This window comes from Aldersonia sp. NBC_00410, from assembly GCF_026342035.1.
Classification (GTDB): Bacteria; Actinomycetota; Actinomycetes; order Mycobacteriales; family Mycobacteriaceae; genus Aldersonia.
Map to the genome: position 1 here is coordinate 439,966 of NZ_JAPENM010000002.1, position 15,538 is coordinate 455,503.

Annotated in this window: 17 protein-coding genes; 11 read left to right on the plus strand and 6 right to left on the minus strand. The window is 65.1% G+C overall.

Annotation, left to right across the window (positions count from 1 at the left end; translation table 11 throughout):
• Window positions 1-18: 18 nt before the first annotated feature.
• Window positions 19-450, plus strand: a complete 432-nt coding sequence (locus tag OG921_RS05765) for a nitroreductase family deazaflavin-dependent oxidoreductase (RefSeq protein WP_266111397.1) — start codon at window positions 19-21, stop codon at window positions 448-450.
• Here OG921_RS05765 and OG921_RS05770 read toward each other — a convergent pair whose 3' ends face one another.
• The 4 genes from OG921_RS05770 to OG921_RS05785 form a co-directional block, all read right to left on the minus strand.
• On the minus strand, window positions 451-1,341 hold the full coding sequence (locus tag OG921_RS05770) for a hypothetical protein (protein WP_266111398.1): 891 nt from the start codon (window positions 1,339-1,341) through the stop codon (window positions 451-453).
• Window positions 1,338-2,525 carry an AI-2E family transporter gene (locus tag OG921_RS05775; protein ID WP_266111399.1) on the minus strand — a complete coding sequence of 396 codons (1,188 nt, stop codon included), beginning with the start codon at window positions 2,523-2,525 and terminating at the stop codon, window positions 1,338-1,340. Before OG921_RS05775 ends, OG921_RS05770 begins: the two co-directional genes overlap by 4 nt.
• A 291-nt stretch (window positions 2,526-2,816) precedes the next feature.
• A complete protein-coding gene (locus tag OG921_RS05780) occupies window positions 2,817-3,020 on the minus strand; it encodes a hypothetical protein (protein ID WP_266111400.1) in 204 nt (67 codons plus the stop codon).
• A 356-nt stretch (window positions 3,021-3,376) separates the two neighbouring features.
• Window positions 3,377-4,264: an aldo/keto reductase gene (locus OG921_RS05785; protein WP_266111401.1), complete on the minus strand. Its 888-nt coding sequence runs from the start codon at window positions 4,262-4,264 to the stop codon at window positions 3,377-3,379.
• A 131-nt stretch (window positions 4,265-4,395) separates the two neighbouring features.
• Between OG921_RS05785 and OG921_RS05790 the strand changes: the two genes are divergently transcribed.
• Window positions 4,396-4,806, plus strand: coding sequence for a DUF2255 family protein (locus OG921_RS05790; protein ID WP_266111402.1), 411 nt, complete (start codon window positions 4,396-4,398; stop codon window positions 4,804-4,806).
• Between the two features lie 151 nt (window positions 4,807-4,957).
• Here the strand turns inward: OG921_RS05790 and OG921_RS05795 are convergent, their stop codons facing one another.
• Window positions 4,958-6,007: an alcohol dehydrogenase catalytic domain-containing protein gene (locus OG921_RS05795; protein ID WP_266111403.1), complete on the minus strand. Its 1,050-nt coding sequence runs from the start codon at window positions 6,005-6,007 to the stop codon at window positions 4,958-4,960.
• A gap of 101 nt (window positions 6,008-6,108) precedes the next feature.
• Here OG921_RS05795 and OG921_RS05800 point away from each other — a divergent pair, with 101 nt between their 5' ends.
• The 3 genes from OG921_RS05800 (at window position 6,109) to OG921_RS05810 (ending at window position 8,895) form a co-directional block, all read left to right on the plus strand.
• Window positions 6,109-7,005, plus strand: coding sequence for a helix-turn-helix transcriptional regulator (locus OG921_RS05800; RefSeq protein ID WP_266111404.1), 897 nt, complete (start codon window positions 6,109-6,111; stop codon window positions 7,003-7,005).
• A gap of 335 nt (window positions 7,006-7,340) precedes the next feature.
• The gene (locus tag OG921_RS05805; RefSeq protein ID WP_266111405.1) at window positions 7,341-8,057 is read left to right on the plus strand and encodes a carboxymuconolactone decarboxylase family protein; all 717 of its coding nucleotides are present in this window, start codon (window positions 7,341-7,343) and stop codon (window positions 8,055-8,057) included.
• A gap of 4 nt (window positions 8,058-8,061) precedes the next feature.
• Window positions 8,062-8,895, plus strand: a complete 834-nt coding sequence (locus OG921_RS05810; protein ID WP_266111406.1) for an SDR family oxidoreductase — start codon at window positions 8,062-8,064, stop codon at window positions 8,893-8,895.
• An 8-nt stretch (window positions 8,896-8,903) separates the two neighbouring features.
• Here OG921_RS05810 and OG921_RS05815 read toward each other — a convergent pair whose 3' ends face one another.
• Entirely contained in the window at window positions 8,904-9,383 is a 480-nt protein-coding gene (locus tag OG921_RS05815) for a VOC family protein (RefSeq protein WP_266111407.1), read from the minus strand.
• Between the two features lie 187 nt (window positions 9,384-9,570).
• Here OG921_RS05815 and OG921_RS05820 point away from each other — a divergent pair, with 187 nt between their 5' ends.
• The 6 genes from OG921_RS05820 to OG921_RS05845 all read left to right on the plus strand — a co-directional run bounded on the left by OG921_RS05820 (window position 9,571) and on the right by OG921_RS05845 (window position 15,530).
• Complete coding sequence (locus OG921_RS05820; RefSeq protein WP_266111408.1) at window positions 9,571-10,356, plus strand: enoyl-CoA hydratase; 786 nt, start codon at window positions 9,571-9,573, stop codon at window positions 10,354-10,356.
• Between the two features lie 145 nt (window positions 10,357-10,501).
• Complete coding sequence (locus OG921_RS05825; protein ID WP_266111635.1) at window positions 10,502-11,434, plus strand: arabinofuranosidase; 933 nt, start codon at window positions 10,502-10,504, stop codon at window positions 11,432-11,434.
• A 93-nt stretch (window positions 11,435-11,527) separates the two neighbouring features.
• Complete coding sequence (locus OG921_RS05830) at window positions 11,528-12,694, plus strand: cytochrome P450 (RefSeq protein ID WP_266111409.1); 1,167 nt, start codon at window positions 11,528-11,530, stop codon at window positions 12,692-12,694.
• A gap of 316 nt (window positions 12,695-13,010) precedes the next feature.
• Window positions 13,011-13,823 carry a transglutaminase family protein gene (locus OG921_RS05835; RefSeq protein WP_266111410.1) on the plus strand — a complete coding sequence of 271 codons (813 nt, stop codon included), beginning with the start codon at window positions 13,011-13,013 and terminating at the stop codon, window positions 13,821-13,823.
• Between the two features lie 9 nt (window positions 13,824-13,832).
• Window positions 13,833-14,135: a DUF1905 domain-containing protein gene (locus OG921_RS05840; RefSeq protein ID WP_266111411.1), complete on the plus strand. Its 303-nt coding sequence runs from the start codon at window positions 13,833-13,835 to the stop codon at window positions 14,133-14,135.
• Between the two features lie 189 nt (window positions 14,136-14,324).
• Window positions 14,325-15,530 (plus strand): NAD(P)/FAD-dependent oxidoreductase, encoded by a 1,206-nt coding sequence (locus OG921_RS05845; RefSeq protein WP_266111636.1) that lies wholly within the window; start codon window positions 14,325-14,327, stop codon window positions 15,528-15,530.
• Window positions 15,531-15,538 lie beyond the last annotated feature (8 nt).

The window sequence follows — 15,538 nt, forward strand, 5'->3', positions numbered from 1 at the left end:
GTCCGTACAGGGGGGAACATGACGAGTCTTTTCGTGAAGTCGCTCGAGGTGCATCAGGCGGTGTACGAACACAGCCGAGGGTGGATCGGGCACCGCATCCTGCTCGGCATCCCGACGTTGCTGCTGCGCACTGTCGGTCGGCGCACCGGTGAGCCGAGGACGTCGGCCCTCACCTATGGCCGGGACGGTGAAAAGTACCTGGTGACGGCGTCGAACGGCGGCTCACCGCGGCCGCCGGCGTGGTTGCTCAACGTCACCGCCGCACCGGATTGCGAGATCCAGGTGGGCCCGAGCAAGCATGCGGTGACCGCCAGGAAGGTGCTGCCCGGCGACGCGGACTACGAGCGGTACTGGGACATCGTCAATGCCGCCAATCGTGGCCAGTACCGCGCGTATCAGGCGAAGACGAAGCGGCCCATCGCGATTGTCGAGTTGTCGCCGCGCAGCTAGTCAGCTGTCACGTACCCAGCCGGTGAACGCGCCGGCCTGGCGCGGTCGCAAATGCGAGCCCAGCCAGCGCCCGATGGTCTCGTCGCGCGCCACTGACCCGACCACGATCGTGCTCGCGACGACGATCACCGAGTAGACGAACAGCCATCCGACGATGGTGAAGATGATGCCGATGATCCCGTACTGGGCGATGGCCGTCGCGGACACGCGCGGCATCACCAGCTCGCTGCCGATTCGCAGGATGCTCAACGCAAGCCCGGTCAGGATTCCGGTCACCGCGAGGATCCGCGGGCTCAACGCTCCCCGAGTGAGGATGTGCGGAATCGCCGCCCAGACCACACACCACACCGCGCTGCCCGCGGCCACGTCCAACACTCCGCCGACGTAGGGCGCGTCGTCGAGCAGGTGCCCCCAGCCGACCATCGCGACCGCGAAGACCATGACCGCGACAACCGCGAACCACCGCCACGCCGCGCGCATCGGCACGATCGGTACCTGCCACGCTCGCGAGTAGAAGCGCCCGAGTGCCCGCGCGTAGGACGTCGCGCTGAGAATCACCATGAGCGCGCCCACCACGCTGAACGTGGTGGTCGAGGGAAAGCTGCTCGTTCCGTCGTAGGCAAGCTGGTCGCTGATGGGCACGACGCCGATCCATTCAACCATCCGGTCGACGCCGTCGTTGTGGCCGATCGACGAAATCACCAGCAGCACCGGCAGAATCGACGTGAACAACTGAGCAGCCAGCGTCATTGACCGATCCGCGATATCGCTGCGGGCGAGGTCCGCGACGACGTTCAGGATCACCGAGCCGCGCGCTGTGGAACCAAACTTTTGCAACGCAGTCTTGGCCGTGGCCGCCGTCCGCTCGATCGGCCCCGGTTCGGTGGTCACGACGGGGCACGCTCCTGGTCGGTCTTCTCGGCCGCGGCATCCCCCTCATCGGGTCGTTTGGGTTGGGGTGGCGGTTCGTCCCGCGTGGTGGCGGGCACTGTTCGCGACTCCACATCGTCGGGGACCGAGCTACGCAGCAGAATGTCTGCCCAGCGAGTCGACGGATCCATGTCGACGAGGAGCGCTTTCGTCAACAGCGACAACGGGATTGCCAACACCGCACCGAGGGGCCCGAGAATCCAGGTCCAGATCACCATCGACATGAATGTCAACGTCACCGACAAGCCCACCGCGTCCCCGACGAACTTGGGCTGAATGATGGACTGAATCGTCACGTTGATCGCCGAGTAGACGACGATGACCCACAACATCAGGCTGGGACCGCCTTCGAGCAACGCGAGCAGCGCAGGCGGTACCAACCCGATGACGAAGCCGATGTTGGGGATGTAGTTGGTGACGAAGGCGACCAGGCCCCACAGGATCGGCAACGGGATGCCCATCGCCCACAGTGCCCCGGCATCGATTACCGCCACGATCAGTCCGAAGATCGTCGACACGATCAGGTACTTGCGGGTGCCGTGCGCGAAGGCGGTCAAGGCACCGGCGATGTCCGGGCGCAGCCCGGCCAGCATCCCCATTCGCGTTTTGTAGGTTGCGCCGTCGACGGCCATGAAGAGCAGCAGCGTAACCAGGAAGAACAGGTCGGAGAAGATGCCCGCCGCGCTCTCCAGTATCGCGGTGAAGAAGTCGAAAACGGTGCCGGCATTGATATGTGAGAGCAAATCCTGTGCCTGATCGGAGCCGATGCCGCGATCTTGGAGCGCGCCCTGCACGTTGCCGATCTGGTCATCGAGCTTGTCGGCGTAACTCGGCAGCAGGGTCGCGAGTCGAGCAACCGACACCACGATGGACATCACCAGCACGAACAGGATCCCGTAAACGGCGAGCAGCGCGACCGTCACTGCCGCCCAGCCGGGTAATCCCTTGCCGCGCAACCAAGCAGGCAACGGATTCACGGCAACCGTCAGCATCAGCGCCAGAAAGGTAGGCGCGAGGATTCCCGAGAATGACTTGATTCCGGCCACGGTGACCACCAGCCCGGCGAGACCGAGCAGCACAATCAGCCCGCGCGGCATCGACCACCCGGCGCCGTTCGTCGCCGATGGAGTCGAGTCGGACCTCATCGGCGCCCTCCTGCTTTCACACTGTCGATTCAGCACTGCCCAACGGCTGATTCAACATAGACCACCCCGGGTTCCTGCGGCGGGCACACGACGTGCGCGTGCGTGCCGGCGGTTCGGCGACTCGGGCGCCCCGGAATGACCCAACAGACGGCGGCGCGTGCACATGATCGCGAAGATCTGTTCGCCGAGCGCGGCCGGTTCACGTGCGTACGTGTTCACCGGAAGCACGCGCGGGGAGAAAGCACGCGCACTAGCGCGAGGGCAAGGATTGGAACGAAGCGAGCCGGTCCCTCAGAGCACGGCGACCGTCAGGCACCACAACCCGATTGCGACCGCCCCGATCAACAGACCGACGGGCACCGAGGTGACCAGAATCGCGCTGAACAGCGCTAGCGCGGCACCGAAGGCGACCACTCCGATGCGCGCGGCAAGGCGATTGCCGAGCAGATGCGATTCGGGCGCGGGTTCGGCCGGGTGCTCCATTGCGAGAGACATAGGGGGATGACTCCGATCTCCGACGCGGTCCCGATTAAGGACCGCTCACTCACCGTGACACCTACGTTGTATGCCCAACAAGGCCGTCGGCTAAACGGAACGCGGCAATCGAGTATCGGTGTCATAACGTTCGGACCGGAATTCCCGAATTTCGCCGGAAAACATACCGCGGGTCGGCTTCTCTCGTCGCGGCGGACTGGACAATTGATCAATCCAACTGACGTCCGCGCAGCTCAATACCCCCGGCGCGCCTAACGTTCCAGTTCAACCATAAGTGGTGACTGCTGCCAATCCGACGTCCAGAAGGCTTCGAGATTGTCTCGATTTGGGCAGAGTTCGCTCCGCAGTGCCCGTCCTCAAGCTTCCGGGATGTCACGGCCGAACCTCTCGCGGGTGATGACCTCCGGTTCCGGCCCACCGCGCACGCCGGTGTCGAGAGCGTCGATGGCGCCGAGGTCCTCGGCGGACAGCTCGAAATCGAATACGTCGAAGTTCTCGGCGATCCGCGAGGGCGTCACCGATTTCGGAATGACCTGGCGCCCCTGCTGAAGATGCCAGCGCAGCATCACCTGGGCAGCGCTCTTGCCGTGCGCCGTGGCGATTTCTCCGATGACCGGATCTTTCAGAGTCGAGCCGTGAGATCCATCCCGGTAGAACGTGATTCCCCCGATCGGCGACCATGCCTGCGAGACGATGCCGTGTTCGTCGTCGACCGCAAGCAACTCGGACTGCCGGAAGTACGGGTGCACCTCGATCTGGTTCACCGCCGGAACGACCGACGTGGCCTCGAGCAGCCGTGCGAGGTGGTCGGGCATGAAGTTACTGACGCCGATTGCGCGCACCTTGCCGTCGCCGAGCAACCGCTCGAGGGCCTTGTATGCACCGATGGTGAGGTCGAACTCTCCAGGCAGCGCTTGATGCAGGATCAGCAGATCGATCTGTTCGACACTGAGCTTGCCGGCCGCCTTGTCGAAGGCGTGCAGCGTCGCGTCGTAGCCGAAGTCGGTGATCCAGATCTTGGTCTCGATAAAGATCTCGGAGCGATCGATTCCGGACCGGTGAATTGCCTGTCCCACTTCGCGCTCGTTGCCGTAGGCCGCTGCGGTGTCGATGTGGCGGTATCCGGTGGTCAGGGCGGCGTCGACGGCGGCGAGCGTCTCGTCGGGTGGAGTCTGGAAGACACCGAAGCCGAGCGCCGGTATTTGGACACCGTTGTTCAGGGTCAGTAGCGGAATGGTGGTCATGAGGTTCAACGCTAGGCGCGCTACCGATTGGCAGGGAGGGTCTGTCAGTACATGGATCGGTAGGCACTCCCGCGACTGCGCAACTCGGTGTTTCCTGAACGTGTGGATGCCGACCCGAGAGGAGCGCAACGATGACCGACGATTCGGAGTCACAGCAGACGGGCAAGTGGCCCGCACTCGAGCACGCAACGATCGCAGCCACCGGCGAATGGCAAATCGCCACCGCCCGCCCGGATGACACCGTCCGCAAATCGGTGATCGTCTGGGGCGTCACCGACGGTGACCACGTGTACGTCAGGTCGGTCAACGGCATCGACGCGCTGTGGTTCCGGCACGCGCACGATCGGATGCATGGCGAGCTCACCGCGGGTACCGCACACCGCGGCGTCGAGTTCGTCGACATCCCCGCTGACGACAGCGCCCTGCAAACCCGGCTCGACGCGGCGTATCGCACAAAGTATCGCGGTTCGACCAGCGCCGTCGAACGCATCACGAGCCCCGCCGCGCGCGCAGCGACGCTCCAACTCCTCCCCCGCGCCTGAGCCGACAGTCTCGGCACCAAATCCCGTGCCGGACAGATCTATTCGTGATTGGTGAGCACCAACCGAGTAGTCGAACAACACCATGAAGTAGCAGGTCAGAACGGTCGCGAAACTCGCGGCCCTGCGGCCGGCGTCCGTGCGCGATTGGTCGTCACGGCCGGACAACGACCTTGAGGGCTTGGCGGCTGTCCATCGCGGCATACGCCTGTGGGGTCTGTTCGATGCCGACCGTCCGATCGAAGACCTTGCCCGGCTCGACCGTGCCGTCGAGCACTCCGGGGAGCAGGTGTTCGATGTAGGCGCGCACCGGTGCCGGGCCGCCGGTGAGCGTGACGTTCGGCCCGAAGAGGCTGCCGAAACCGATGGGCGCATCCTCGTATTGGGGCACGCCAACCCGGCTGATCACCCCGCCCGGGCGCACCACGCCGACGGCCTGGTCGTAGGCCGGCCGGTGGCCTACGGCCTCGAGCACGATATCGGTGCCCAGCCCCTTGGTCAGCTCACGAACTTTCGCGATTCCCTCGTCACCGCGCTCGGCAACCACGTCGGTGGCACCGAACTCGCGGCCCAGGTCCGTGCGCACGGCATGCCGGCCCATCAACACGATCTGCTCCGCGCCGAGTTGCTTTGCCGAAAGCACCGCCAGCAGGCCGACAGCACCGTCGCCGATCACGGTGACCGAACTGCCCTCTCGGACACCGCCACGCACGGCGGCGTGCCATCCGGTGCCGTAGACATCCGACAATGTCAGCACCGATGCCAGCAACGCATCGTCGGCGTCTGCCCGCACCGGCGCCTTGACCAGGGTGCCGTCGGCCAGCGGAACCCGGACTGCCTCCGCCTGAGCCCCTGCTGTGCCCACCGCGGCATTGCCCCAGAACCCGCCCTTCTCGCACGAGGTGTACAGCCCTCCCCTGCAGAACACGCACTTCCCGCACGAGACGGCGAAGGGCGCAATCACGAAATCGCCCACCCCGACGGATGCGACGTCCGAACCGATGTCCTCGACGACACCGATGAACTCGTGTCCCATCGGTGTGCCTGCGGAGGTGGTGGGCATGGAGTGGTAGGGGTGCAGGTCACTGCCGCACACGCAGGCCCGCACCACGCGCACCAGCGCGTCGGTCGACTGCTCGATGACCGGGTCGGAGACGTCGATGACGCGGACGTCGCCCGCGCCGTACATGTAGGTTGCTCGCATGCCATCCAGTTGACCCGGAGCCCGCGCATTCGGGGAGTGACAGCCATTCCAGGTAACGCCAGTGCCTCCCACTTGCCCGAAGCACTACCTACCGTTGAGGCATGGGCACCGACCTGCGTACCGAGATCCGCGAGTTCCTGAGCTCGCGGCGGGCCCGCATCACTCCCGAGGAGGCCGGTCTCCCCGCGTTCGGCGGCAACCGTCGGGTCAAAGGGCTACGCCGCGAAGAGGTCGCCATGCTCGCGGGAGTGTCGGTCGACTACTACATCCGGATGGAACGCGGCAACCTTGCGAGCGCCTCCGACAGCGTGCTCGACGCTCTCGCCGGCGCCCTGAAACTCGATGACGCCGAGCGCGACCACCTCCTGGCCCTGGCTCGCCAATCGCATACGAGCCCCGGTCGGCGCCGCCGCGCACCCGCGACGCAGGTGCGACCCGCGATCCAGCAGGTGATCGACGCGATCACCGACGCGCCCGCCTGGATCCGCAACGGCCGCCACGACATTCTCGCGATGAACCCGCTGGCCCGGGCGCTCTACGCTCCCGTGCTCGCCGACCCCCGGCGGCCCGCGAATACCACCCGTTTCGTCTACCTGCACCCCGATGCCGCCGAACAGTTCTTCGTCGACTACGACCAGATCGCCCGCGACGCAGCAGCCATGCTCCGCCTCGAGGCCGGCCGCAATCCGCACGATAAGGCCCTCATCGAATTGGTCGGAGAGCTCTCGACACAAAGTGAACTCTTCCGCCGGCGTTGGGCCTCCCAGGATGTGCGGTTCCACCGCAGCGGCCGAAAGAGACTCCGCCACCCAGTGGTCGGCCAACTCGACCTCGATTTCGAGGCCATGGAACTTCCGTCCGAACCGGGCTTGTACCTCAACATCTATACCGCGGCGAAGGATACGCCGACCGCGGACGCGCTGAAACTGCTTGCTTCGTGGGCAGCAAGCAATGACCAGGTCGATGCCGAACATTTCCCGGCCGGCGCACGGGACTGACCCCAAGCATCGACCCTCGCAATACCATCTCGCCGCGGTCCGCAACGCCCCGTGTAGGGACTCCAATGACGTCACCGTTGCGTGGCACTCGACGCACTACGGACAAGTGGAGGCACGTATGAAAACACGACAAGTCGGAACCGACGGGCCGGAAGTATCGGCGCTCGGCTTCGGCTGCATGGGCATGAGCATGAGTTACGGCACGAACCCCGGCAGCCCGACGACATGATCGCACTGCTCCGACGTTCACCGAATCACCGATAGGAGTTCACGCACCCCATGCCCCCGAACGATGCGGCGCAACGCGTCCACGGCGATATCTGTTCCCCGGCCATGTGTCCACACTGGCTCGGACCGATCCCGACCTCATCGAGGTGTTCGACAACTTCGCCTTCGACGAAGTCCTTCGACACGACGACCTCGATCCACGGCTGCGCCTGATGACCCAACTCTCCGCCATCATCGCCTGCCAGGCGCATGGCGAGTACCGAACGATGCTCGGTGCCGCCCTCACGACCGGCGTGACACCGGTCGAGGCGAAGGAAATCCTCTACCAAGCGGTGCCCTACGTCGGCATCGCCAAGGTCTTCGACTTCTTCCACATCACCAACGAGGTCCTCACCGAACGAGGCGTCGACCTCCCGCTGCCGTCCCAGGCGACGACGACTCCCGCGACCCGGTTCGACGAAGGCCTCGCCGTACAGAAGCGGATCGTCGGGACCGCCCGCGTCGATGCCATGTACGCCAATGCGCCGGTGGACGAGCTACACCTTCAGAAGTATCTGTCCGCCAACTGTTTCGGTGATCATGTGTCGCGTGCCGGCCTCGACATTGCCACGCGCGAACTGCTGACGTTCTCGATGTTGGTTGCACTCGGCGGATGTGAGTCCCAGGTCAAGGGCCATGTGGCCGCGAACCTCAACGTTGGGAACGATCGAACGGTTCTGCTCGACGTACTGACACAACCCATCCCGTTCATCGGATATCCCCGAACCCTCAACGGACTTGCCGCCCTCGACGAAGTCGCCACGCCGGCAACTGGAATGGCCTGAGAACATGTCACCACAGACCTGGATGATCACCGGGGTGAATAGCGGCTTCGGCAGGGAGCTCACCCAACAGCTCCTCGATCGCGGAGATCGCGTCGTGGGCACCGTGCGTAATACCGCGAAGGTGTCCGACTTCACCGAGGCCCATCCGGATACGTTCATCGCGGAGCTGCTCGAGATGACCGATACCGCCGCAGTGCGCGAACTCGTCGACCGAAAGTTCCGCGATCTCGGGCGAATCGACGTGATTGTGAGCAACGCCGGCTACGGCTTGTTCGGAGCGGCCGAAGAACTTTCCGATACCCAAGTGGGTGACATCGTTGCAACCAACCTCACCGGCCCAATCACGTTGATCCGTGCCGCGCTGCCACATCTTCGCGAGCAGGGCGGTGGCAGGATCATCCAAATCTCGTCGTACGGGGGTCAGGTGGCATTTGCCGGCAACTCGCTGTACCACGCCACCAAGTGGGGCATCGAGGGCTTCTGCGAATCCGTCGCCCAGGAGGTCGAGAAGTTCGGCGTCGGTGTGACCATCGTCGAACCCGGCGGCGCCCGAACAGAATTCCGCTACGGAAGCGCGCGGGTCGCCGAACTGATGCCCGTATACGATGACACACCCGCGCACGCATTTCTCCAGATGCTGGATCCGGCCAACGGTCTCGCTCCGGGCGATCCGGCGCTAATGGCCACCCGCATCATCGAGAGCGCCGACCAACAGCCCGCACCGCTGCGGATGGTGCTCGGTTCGGTTGCGCTGCAATCGACGATCGCGACCCTGCAGAAGCGCATCGCCGATTTCGAAACGCAGACCGAGATCGCTGCCTCGACGGACATCAAATAGCTCGGTGGTCAATCGCTCCCGAACAGCGCCTCGGCCCGGCGGTCCACTTCCTCCGGGGACACCTCTTCGAGGTGCTGGCCGAGCATCCACTGGTGACCGAACGGATCCCGCAGACGCCCACCGCGATCGCCGTAGAACTGGTCGGCGAGCGGATAGACGATCTCCGCGCCCGCGCGGATGGCGCGTTCCCACACCGCGTCCACGTCGGACCAATATGTGGCCATGATTGCCGAAACGGTCCCGCCGACCGACATCGGCGACCGTGCCGGAGCATCCGCGTCGGCGCCTTCGTCGGTCAACATCACCACGGAATCGCCGATCGTCACCTCGGTGTGCACGATTTCACCGGACGCAGCGGTGAACCGGCCGGGGCGCTCAACCGCACCGAAGGCGGCGGCATAGAACTCGATCGCCGCGGCAGCGTCACGGACGACGAGTCGCGGAGTGACCGTGTGCAGATGTGCGGGGATCGGATCGACGCTGCTCACCTGGTTCTCCTCACAGATCGGGGCTATTTCGCCTCACGCTAGCCCGGCGTCCCACCACCGGGCTTGGACGAATGGGCACTGCCGATCCGGCACGCTGCCGTCCACGGGCCACCCGAGCTGGCAGAATCGAGAAGAATCCGGTTGCCCGAGCGCGCACGGCACCCGCCGATCGAGTGAGGTCATGGCGATGGAAGAGCCCCTGTTGCAGCACCGCGACGAACGCGGCGTCGTCACACTCACGCTGAATCGACCGCAAAGCTTCAACGCGCTCTCGGAGGCGATGCTCGCCGCGCTCGCCGACTCGCTCGTCTCACTTGCCACGGACGAGTCGGTCCGAGCCGTCGTGCTCGGCGCCGCGGGCAAAGCCTTCTGCGCCGGCCACGACCTGAAGGAAATGCGGGCCGACCCGTCGCTCGAGTACTACCAGCGCCTCTTCGCGCAATGCTCCGCCGTGATGCTTGCGATTCAGCACCTCGATGTGCCCGTGATCGCGCGTGTGCAGGGACTCGCCACCGCGGCCGGCTGCCAACTCGTCGCGATGTGCGACCTGGCCGTAGCGAGCAGCGACGCGCGCTTTGCCGTCAGCGGTGTCAACGTCGGCCTGTTCTGCTCGACACCCGGTGTCGCGCTGTCGCGCAACCTCTCTCGCAAGGCGGCCTTCGAGATGCTCGTGACCGGCGAGTTCATTTCAGCTGCGGAGGCGCAGGCGAAAGGCCTCGTCAATCGCGTCGCCGCGCCCGAGGCCCTCGATGAGGCGGTCGAGTCATTGGTCGCAAGCATCGTCGCCAAGCCGCGGGTCGCGGTTGCGATGGGCAAGGCCTTGTTCTACCGCCAACTCGAGGAAGGCATCGGCTCGGCCTACGACGACGCGGCCGCGACGATGGCCTGCAACATGATGGACCCGAGCGCGCTCGAGGGTGTGCAAGCGTTCATCGACAAGCGCCCACCCAACTGGGTGGTGGAGCAAATCTGAGCCTGTCTCCCGCGGTGCGAACGGGGTCCTGTTCGCACCGGGTCTCCGGGCGAGGCGTACGGCCAAAGTTACAGATGGCGCGCTTAATGTAAGGCATACTGCACCGGTGAAGCTGACCAAGCGAACCTGCTTTTCCGCCCTATCGATGGTGCTGCTCGCTGTCGCCGGTTTGCTGGTCGCGGCCCCGGGGAGCAGCGGCGCCGCACCGCCCGACTGGCGATACACGATGGTGGCGTTCAGCAACACCAGCGACCACGACCTGGATGTGTACGAGTCGTGGGACGCCACTGCGTTCCAACCCGCCCGGCTATCGGCGTATCGACCCCCCTCGGGAGCTGTGCGTGACCCGAGCATCTTCCGGAACACTGATGGGCTCTATTACCTCACCTACACCACAGCCGACGGGGCGAACATCGGCTTCGCGCGCAGCGTCGACCGGATCAACTGGACGTTCCTTGGGAACTGGCCGGTCCCGTTCTGCTGCGCCTTCCTGCCCGGAACCGGGGACGGTACCGGCTCGGCGAGCCCACCGGGCTCCTCGGGGTCGGCCGGGTTCAGCGACGGACCGTCGCTGTCGCCGTTCACCACGAAAGCCTGGGCGCCCGAATGGTTCGTGGACGGCAACCGCGTCAACGTCATCCTGTCGCTGTCGACCGGTGGCGGATTCGTGCCGTACCTCATGACGGCGCTGGATCCATCACTCCGGATGTGGAGCCTGCCCGTTCCGCTCGCCGGGATCGGCGCGGACCACATCGACACGACCGTGGTCAAGGTGGGATCGACCTATCACGCGTTTACCAAGAACGAGACGCAGAAGGTCATCGAGCATGCGGTCGCGTCGTCGGTGACGGGACCCTATTCGTTCGTCGCGCCTGGAAATTGGGGTTCGCTGCGGGAGGGCCCAGCCCTGGTTCAGTTGCCGAACGACACGTGGCGGATCTATCTCGACGCCTATACCGAAGGAAAGTATCTCTATTCCGACAGCACGGACGGGCTGCTTACCTGGTCGCCGGTGAAAGAGCTGCCAGGCCTTTCCGGGACGGTGCGCCATATCGGCGTGATGAGAGAGCCGGCATGACGACGACTCGGTGACGGATACGTCGTCAGCAAAACGCCAGAGTCCGATCGGACCTGACCGCCCGGTCGTTCTCGTTAGGCTTACAGTATGCCGATGCAGACCCTTCCCCGGAGCTACTACGACGACGCGCCGATGGCGCCGAACAGGGCCGCTGCCATCGAGTATTTGCGGCGTCCCGGCGATGTGTATCGAGCCGGCGACGTGTACTACATCACCAGCCGAGAAGGGGTGCGATTCGCGCAGACGCACCCCGAGATCTTCTCCTCGGCAAAGGCCTTCGACGGGTTGAGCGCGATGATCCAACTGATCCCGATCGCCGTCGATCCGCCCGAGCACGCGCAGTACCGAAAGGTCCTCGACCCGTTCTTCGGGCCCAGGCGGATGCGCGAACTCGAGGACGGCCTGCGGGCCGATGTGCGCGCCCACATCGACGCGTTCGCCCCGACGGGTCACTGTGAAGCGATGACCGATCTCGCCCGCAAGTTCCCGACGCAGGCGATCCTGACGCTGCTCGGCCTTCCGCATGCCGACCTGCCGCAGTTTCTGGACTGGGTCGACGGCATTTTCCATTCGGATACGGCAAGTCAGGCCAACGGCGAGCCCAATACGCGTCAGATGGAATGCTCGCTCGCGTTGTTCGGCTATCTGCAGGACAAGATCGCGCACAAACGGACACATCCCGATGACGCCCTGATCAGTAGTGTGCTGGCCATCACCGGCGACGAGGCGTGGACCGACGAACAGATGCTCGGCATGTGCTTCGTGCTGGTGCTCGGCGGGCTCGACACCGTCACCGGGGCCATCGGGTTCTGCCTGTTGCGGCTCGCCGAGGATCCCGTCCTGCGGCATGCGCTGATCGCGGACCCGTCCCGTATCCCGCTCTTCATCGAGGAGGTGCTACGGCTGGACGGCCCGGCGCAGATGGTGCCGCGGATGACGACCGAAGATGTCGAGGTGGCCGGCACGCTCATCCCCGCCGGTATGCAGGTAGCGCTGGTGCTGGGCACCGCGAATCGCGAGGGCCTGCGCGCGAACGATTTTGACGTTCCGGATCTCGGCGAGCGCATCTCCCACCTCGCGTTCGGTGGCGGGATACACCGCTGCCTCGGCGCGCACCTCGCACGCACCGAACTTCGGCTGATGCTCGAGGAATTCCATGCCCGCATCCCCGACTACACCATCGCGGGCACCCCGACGTTGTCCTGGCCCGCCGCGTCGGTGTCGTTGCAGACACTGCCGCTGGAATTCCCGCCCAGCTAACCGGCGACGGCAGCGCCGCGAACCACAGTGATGGCTCGATCGCAGACAGGTCGTCTCCTCGGGTGGCGCGTTTGCGTGTGCGCTTTCGTGCACGGCAACTACACCGGAATCGAACTGGCAGCCAACCAGGGCATCATTCGCTGGACGGCGCCGGACGACATTTCGGCGCATACTGGTCGATTCGCTGTGCACGGCAGGTGCGGTCCGATTGCACGCCATGCTTCACGCCCGCGCCAAGGAGCACACGGGATGTCCTTTCCACCGCCGACGTCGGCGGTCACGCCCGTCCGCGCCCGACGGATACCGGAGAGAAATAATGCAGATTCAAGTCGGATTCGAAATGATCTACGACTGCCCGAAACCCACCCCGATGATCTTCAACCTCAACGTCCACTTCACCCGCGTGTCCGACCTGGTCGGCCGGGACAACCTGATGGTCGACCCGCCAGTCCCGATGGCGGCCTATCGTGACGACTTCGGCAACTGGTGCACCCGCATCGTTGCGCCCGCCGGCCGCACCCGTATCTGGGCCGATGCACTCATCTACGACACTGGTATACCCGACACCATTGTCGCGCAGGCGCAACAGATTCCGGTGCCGGACCTGCCCGAGGAAACCCTCATCTTCCTGCTCGGGAGCAGGTACTGCGAAACCGATCGGCTGTCGGAGACGGCGTGGAATCTCTTCGAGCACACACCACCAGGATGGGACCGCGTTCAGGCAATCTGCGACTACGTCCACCGACATCTCACGTTCGGCTACGAGCACGCGCGCATGACACGCACGGCGCTGGAAGCCTATTACGACCGCACCGGCGTCTGCCGTGACTTCACCCATCTTGCCGTTGCCTTCTGCCGCTGCATGAACATCCCCGCCCGCTACTGCACCGGCTACCTCGGCGACATCGGTATGGCCCCGCCGTACGGTCCGATGGATTTCGCTGCCTGGTTCGAGGTGTACCTCGGCGGGCAATGGCATACCTTCGACGCGCGCAACAACACGCCCCGCATCGGCAGGGTATTGATCGCGCGTGGCCGCGACGCCGCCGACGTCGCGCTCTGCAACGCGTTCGGTCCCGCCACACTGACGAGCTTCAAGGTATGGACTGACGAGGTAGCCGCCGGTTGAGTAAGGATCATGTGCGCACGCGAATCGGCCCCGGGACCCACTCCTCTCGACAAGCAGTTCACTGCCCGCATTCAGAAAAGTCCGAACCCGGGTGGATGGACCTTCGTCGTGATGCCCGGATCGGCCGAATACTTCGGCACCCGTGGTCTGGTGAAGGTACGCGGATCCGTCGACGGCCACCCCTTCCGCAGCTCGTTCATGGCGCTCGGCGACGGGACGCACAAATTACCGGTCAAGAAGGACATGCTCCGCATCCTGGGTAAGGCCGTCGGCGATGAAGTCACGATCCAGCTGGATGAGCGCATGACCTGACCTGCTCTGGACGGACGGCAACGTTCCATCGGTTTGGTAAGGGTGTGCCATTTTCACCCTGCGGTGCCTATCGCCGCGCGCGCGCCGAGCCCACTCTGATTTCGGAGAACCCGGGCCCGTCGCGGCGCGGGTCGGCGCCGAATGGAGAGCCAGCACATGGCGAATTTGTTGCGGGACAAGAGCACCGGGATGCATCCCGGCAGGCGGCTATCGAAGTCGAAGGCATCGCGGGTGGCGCGGCCGGTAACGCCGTTGCGGGTACTCGTGATCGGCGCTGGTGTCGGCGGAATCGCGGTTGCACGAGGGCTGCTGCAGGACGGGCATGACGTCACCGTCTTCGAACGCATGCCGGAAGTACGGACCGGCGGTGGCGCCGTGACCATTTGGTCCAACGGCGCGACGGTGCTCAGGCAACTGGGCGTCGACATGGACGGCGCTGGCGAGCAGCTGTCCACGGTGCGGGTCGTTACCTCGGGCGGCCGCCCAATCGCGACGATCGACGTGACCGCGATCTCGGCCACGCTCGGCGCCCCCACCCGGATGGTCCCGCGTCGAGTGCTGCTGGAGCGGCTGCTGGCCGGCTTCCCGACCGATCGCATCCAATGCGGCTCGCCTGCGGTCCGGGTGCTCGAGACGCCCGAGGGTGCACGGGTCGAATTCGCGGACGGCAGCGCCGTCGACGGCGACCTTGTCATCGGCGCGGACGGTCGGCATTCCATGGTTCGGGAGATGTTCGGCGCCCAAGCAGCGGAGCCGACCGGCTGGTGCAGTTGGCAGGGGCTGATCTCATTGCCCGAAGTCGCGGACAACCACGACGCCACGATCATCATCGGTGAGCACGGAAATCTCGGCCTCTGGCCCGCAGGAGGGTCGCAGCTGCAGTGGTGGTTCGATCTGCCGTGGTCCACTGATTTCGTCCGGCCGGACCGGCCGATCGAGATGGTGCGAGCGCAATTCAGTGGGTGGTCCGAGGCGACCGACCGAGTCCTCGCGACCTTGACCGATGCCGATTTGGATCTCTCGCCCTTTCCGCACTATCGGCATCCGATTCCCCGCGAATGGGGACAGGGGCCGTTCACCCTTCTTGGTGATGCCGCGCACACGATTCCACCGACTCTGGCTCAGGGCACCAACCAGGCCTTGCTCGACGCCATGATTCTGCGCAGGGCGCTGACATCGGCCGAGGATCTTTCCAGGGCGCTGCGCGGATACGAGAAGATGCGGCGGCGAAAGGTCGCGATCGTGTCGTGGTTGACCTCGCTACAGGTGTCGCACGCCGAATCCGCGCTGCGCCCGGCCGCGTTGATACCCGACCGGTTCATGACCTGGATACTGGCGACATTCCTGCGGGCGATCAGCCACCGCGACCACCTTGCGGGCTTCGCGCCGGCGTGATCGTCGCG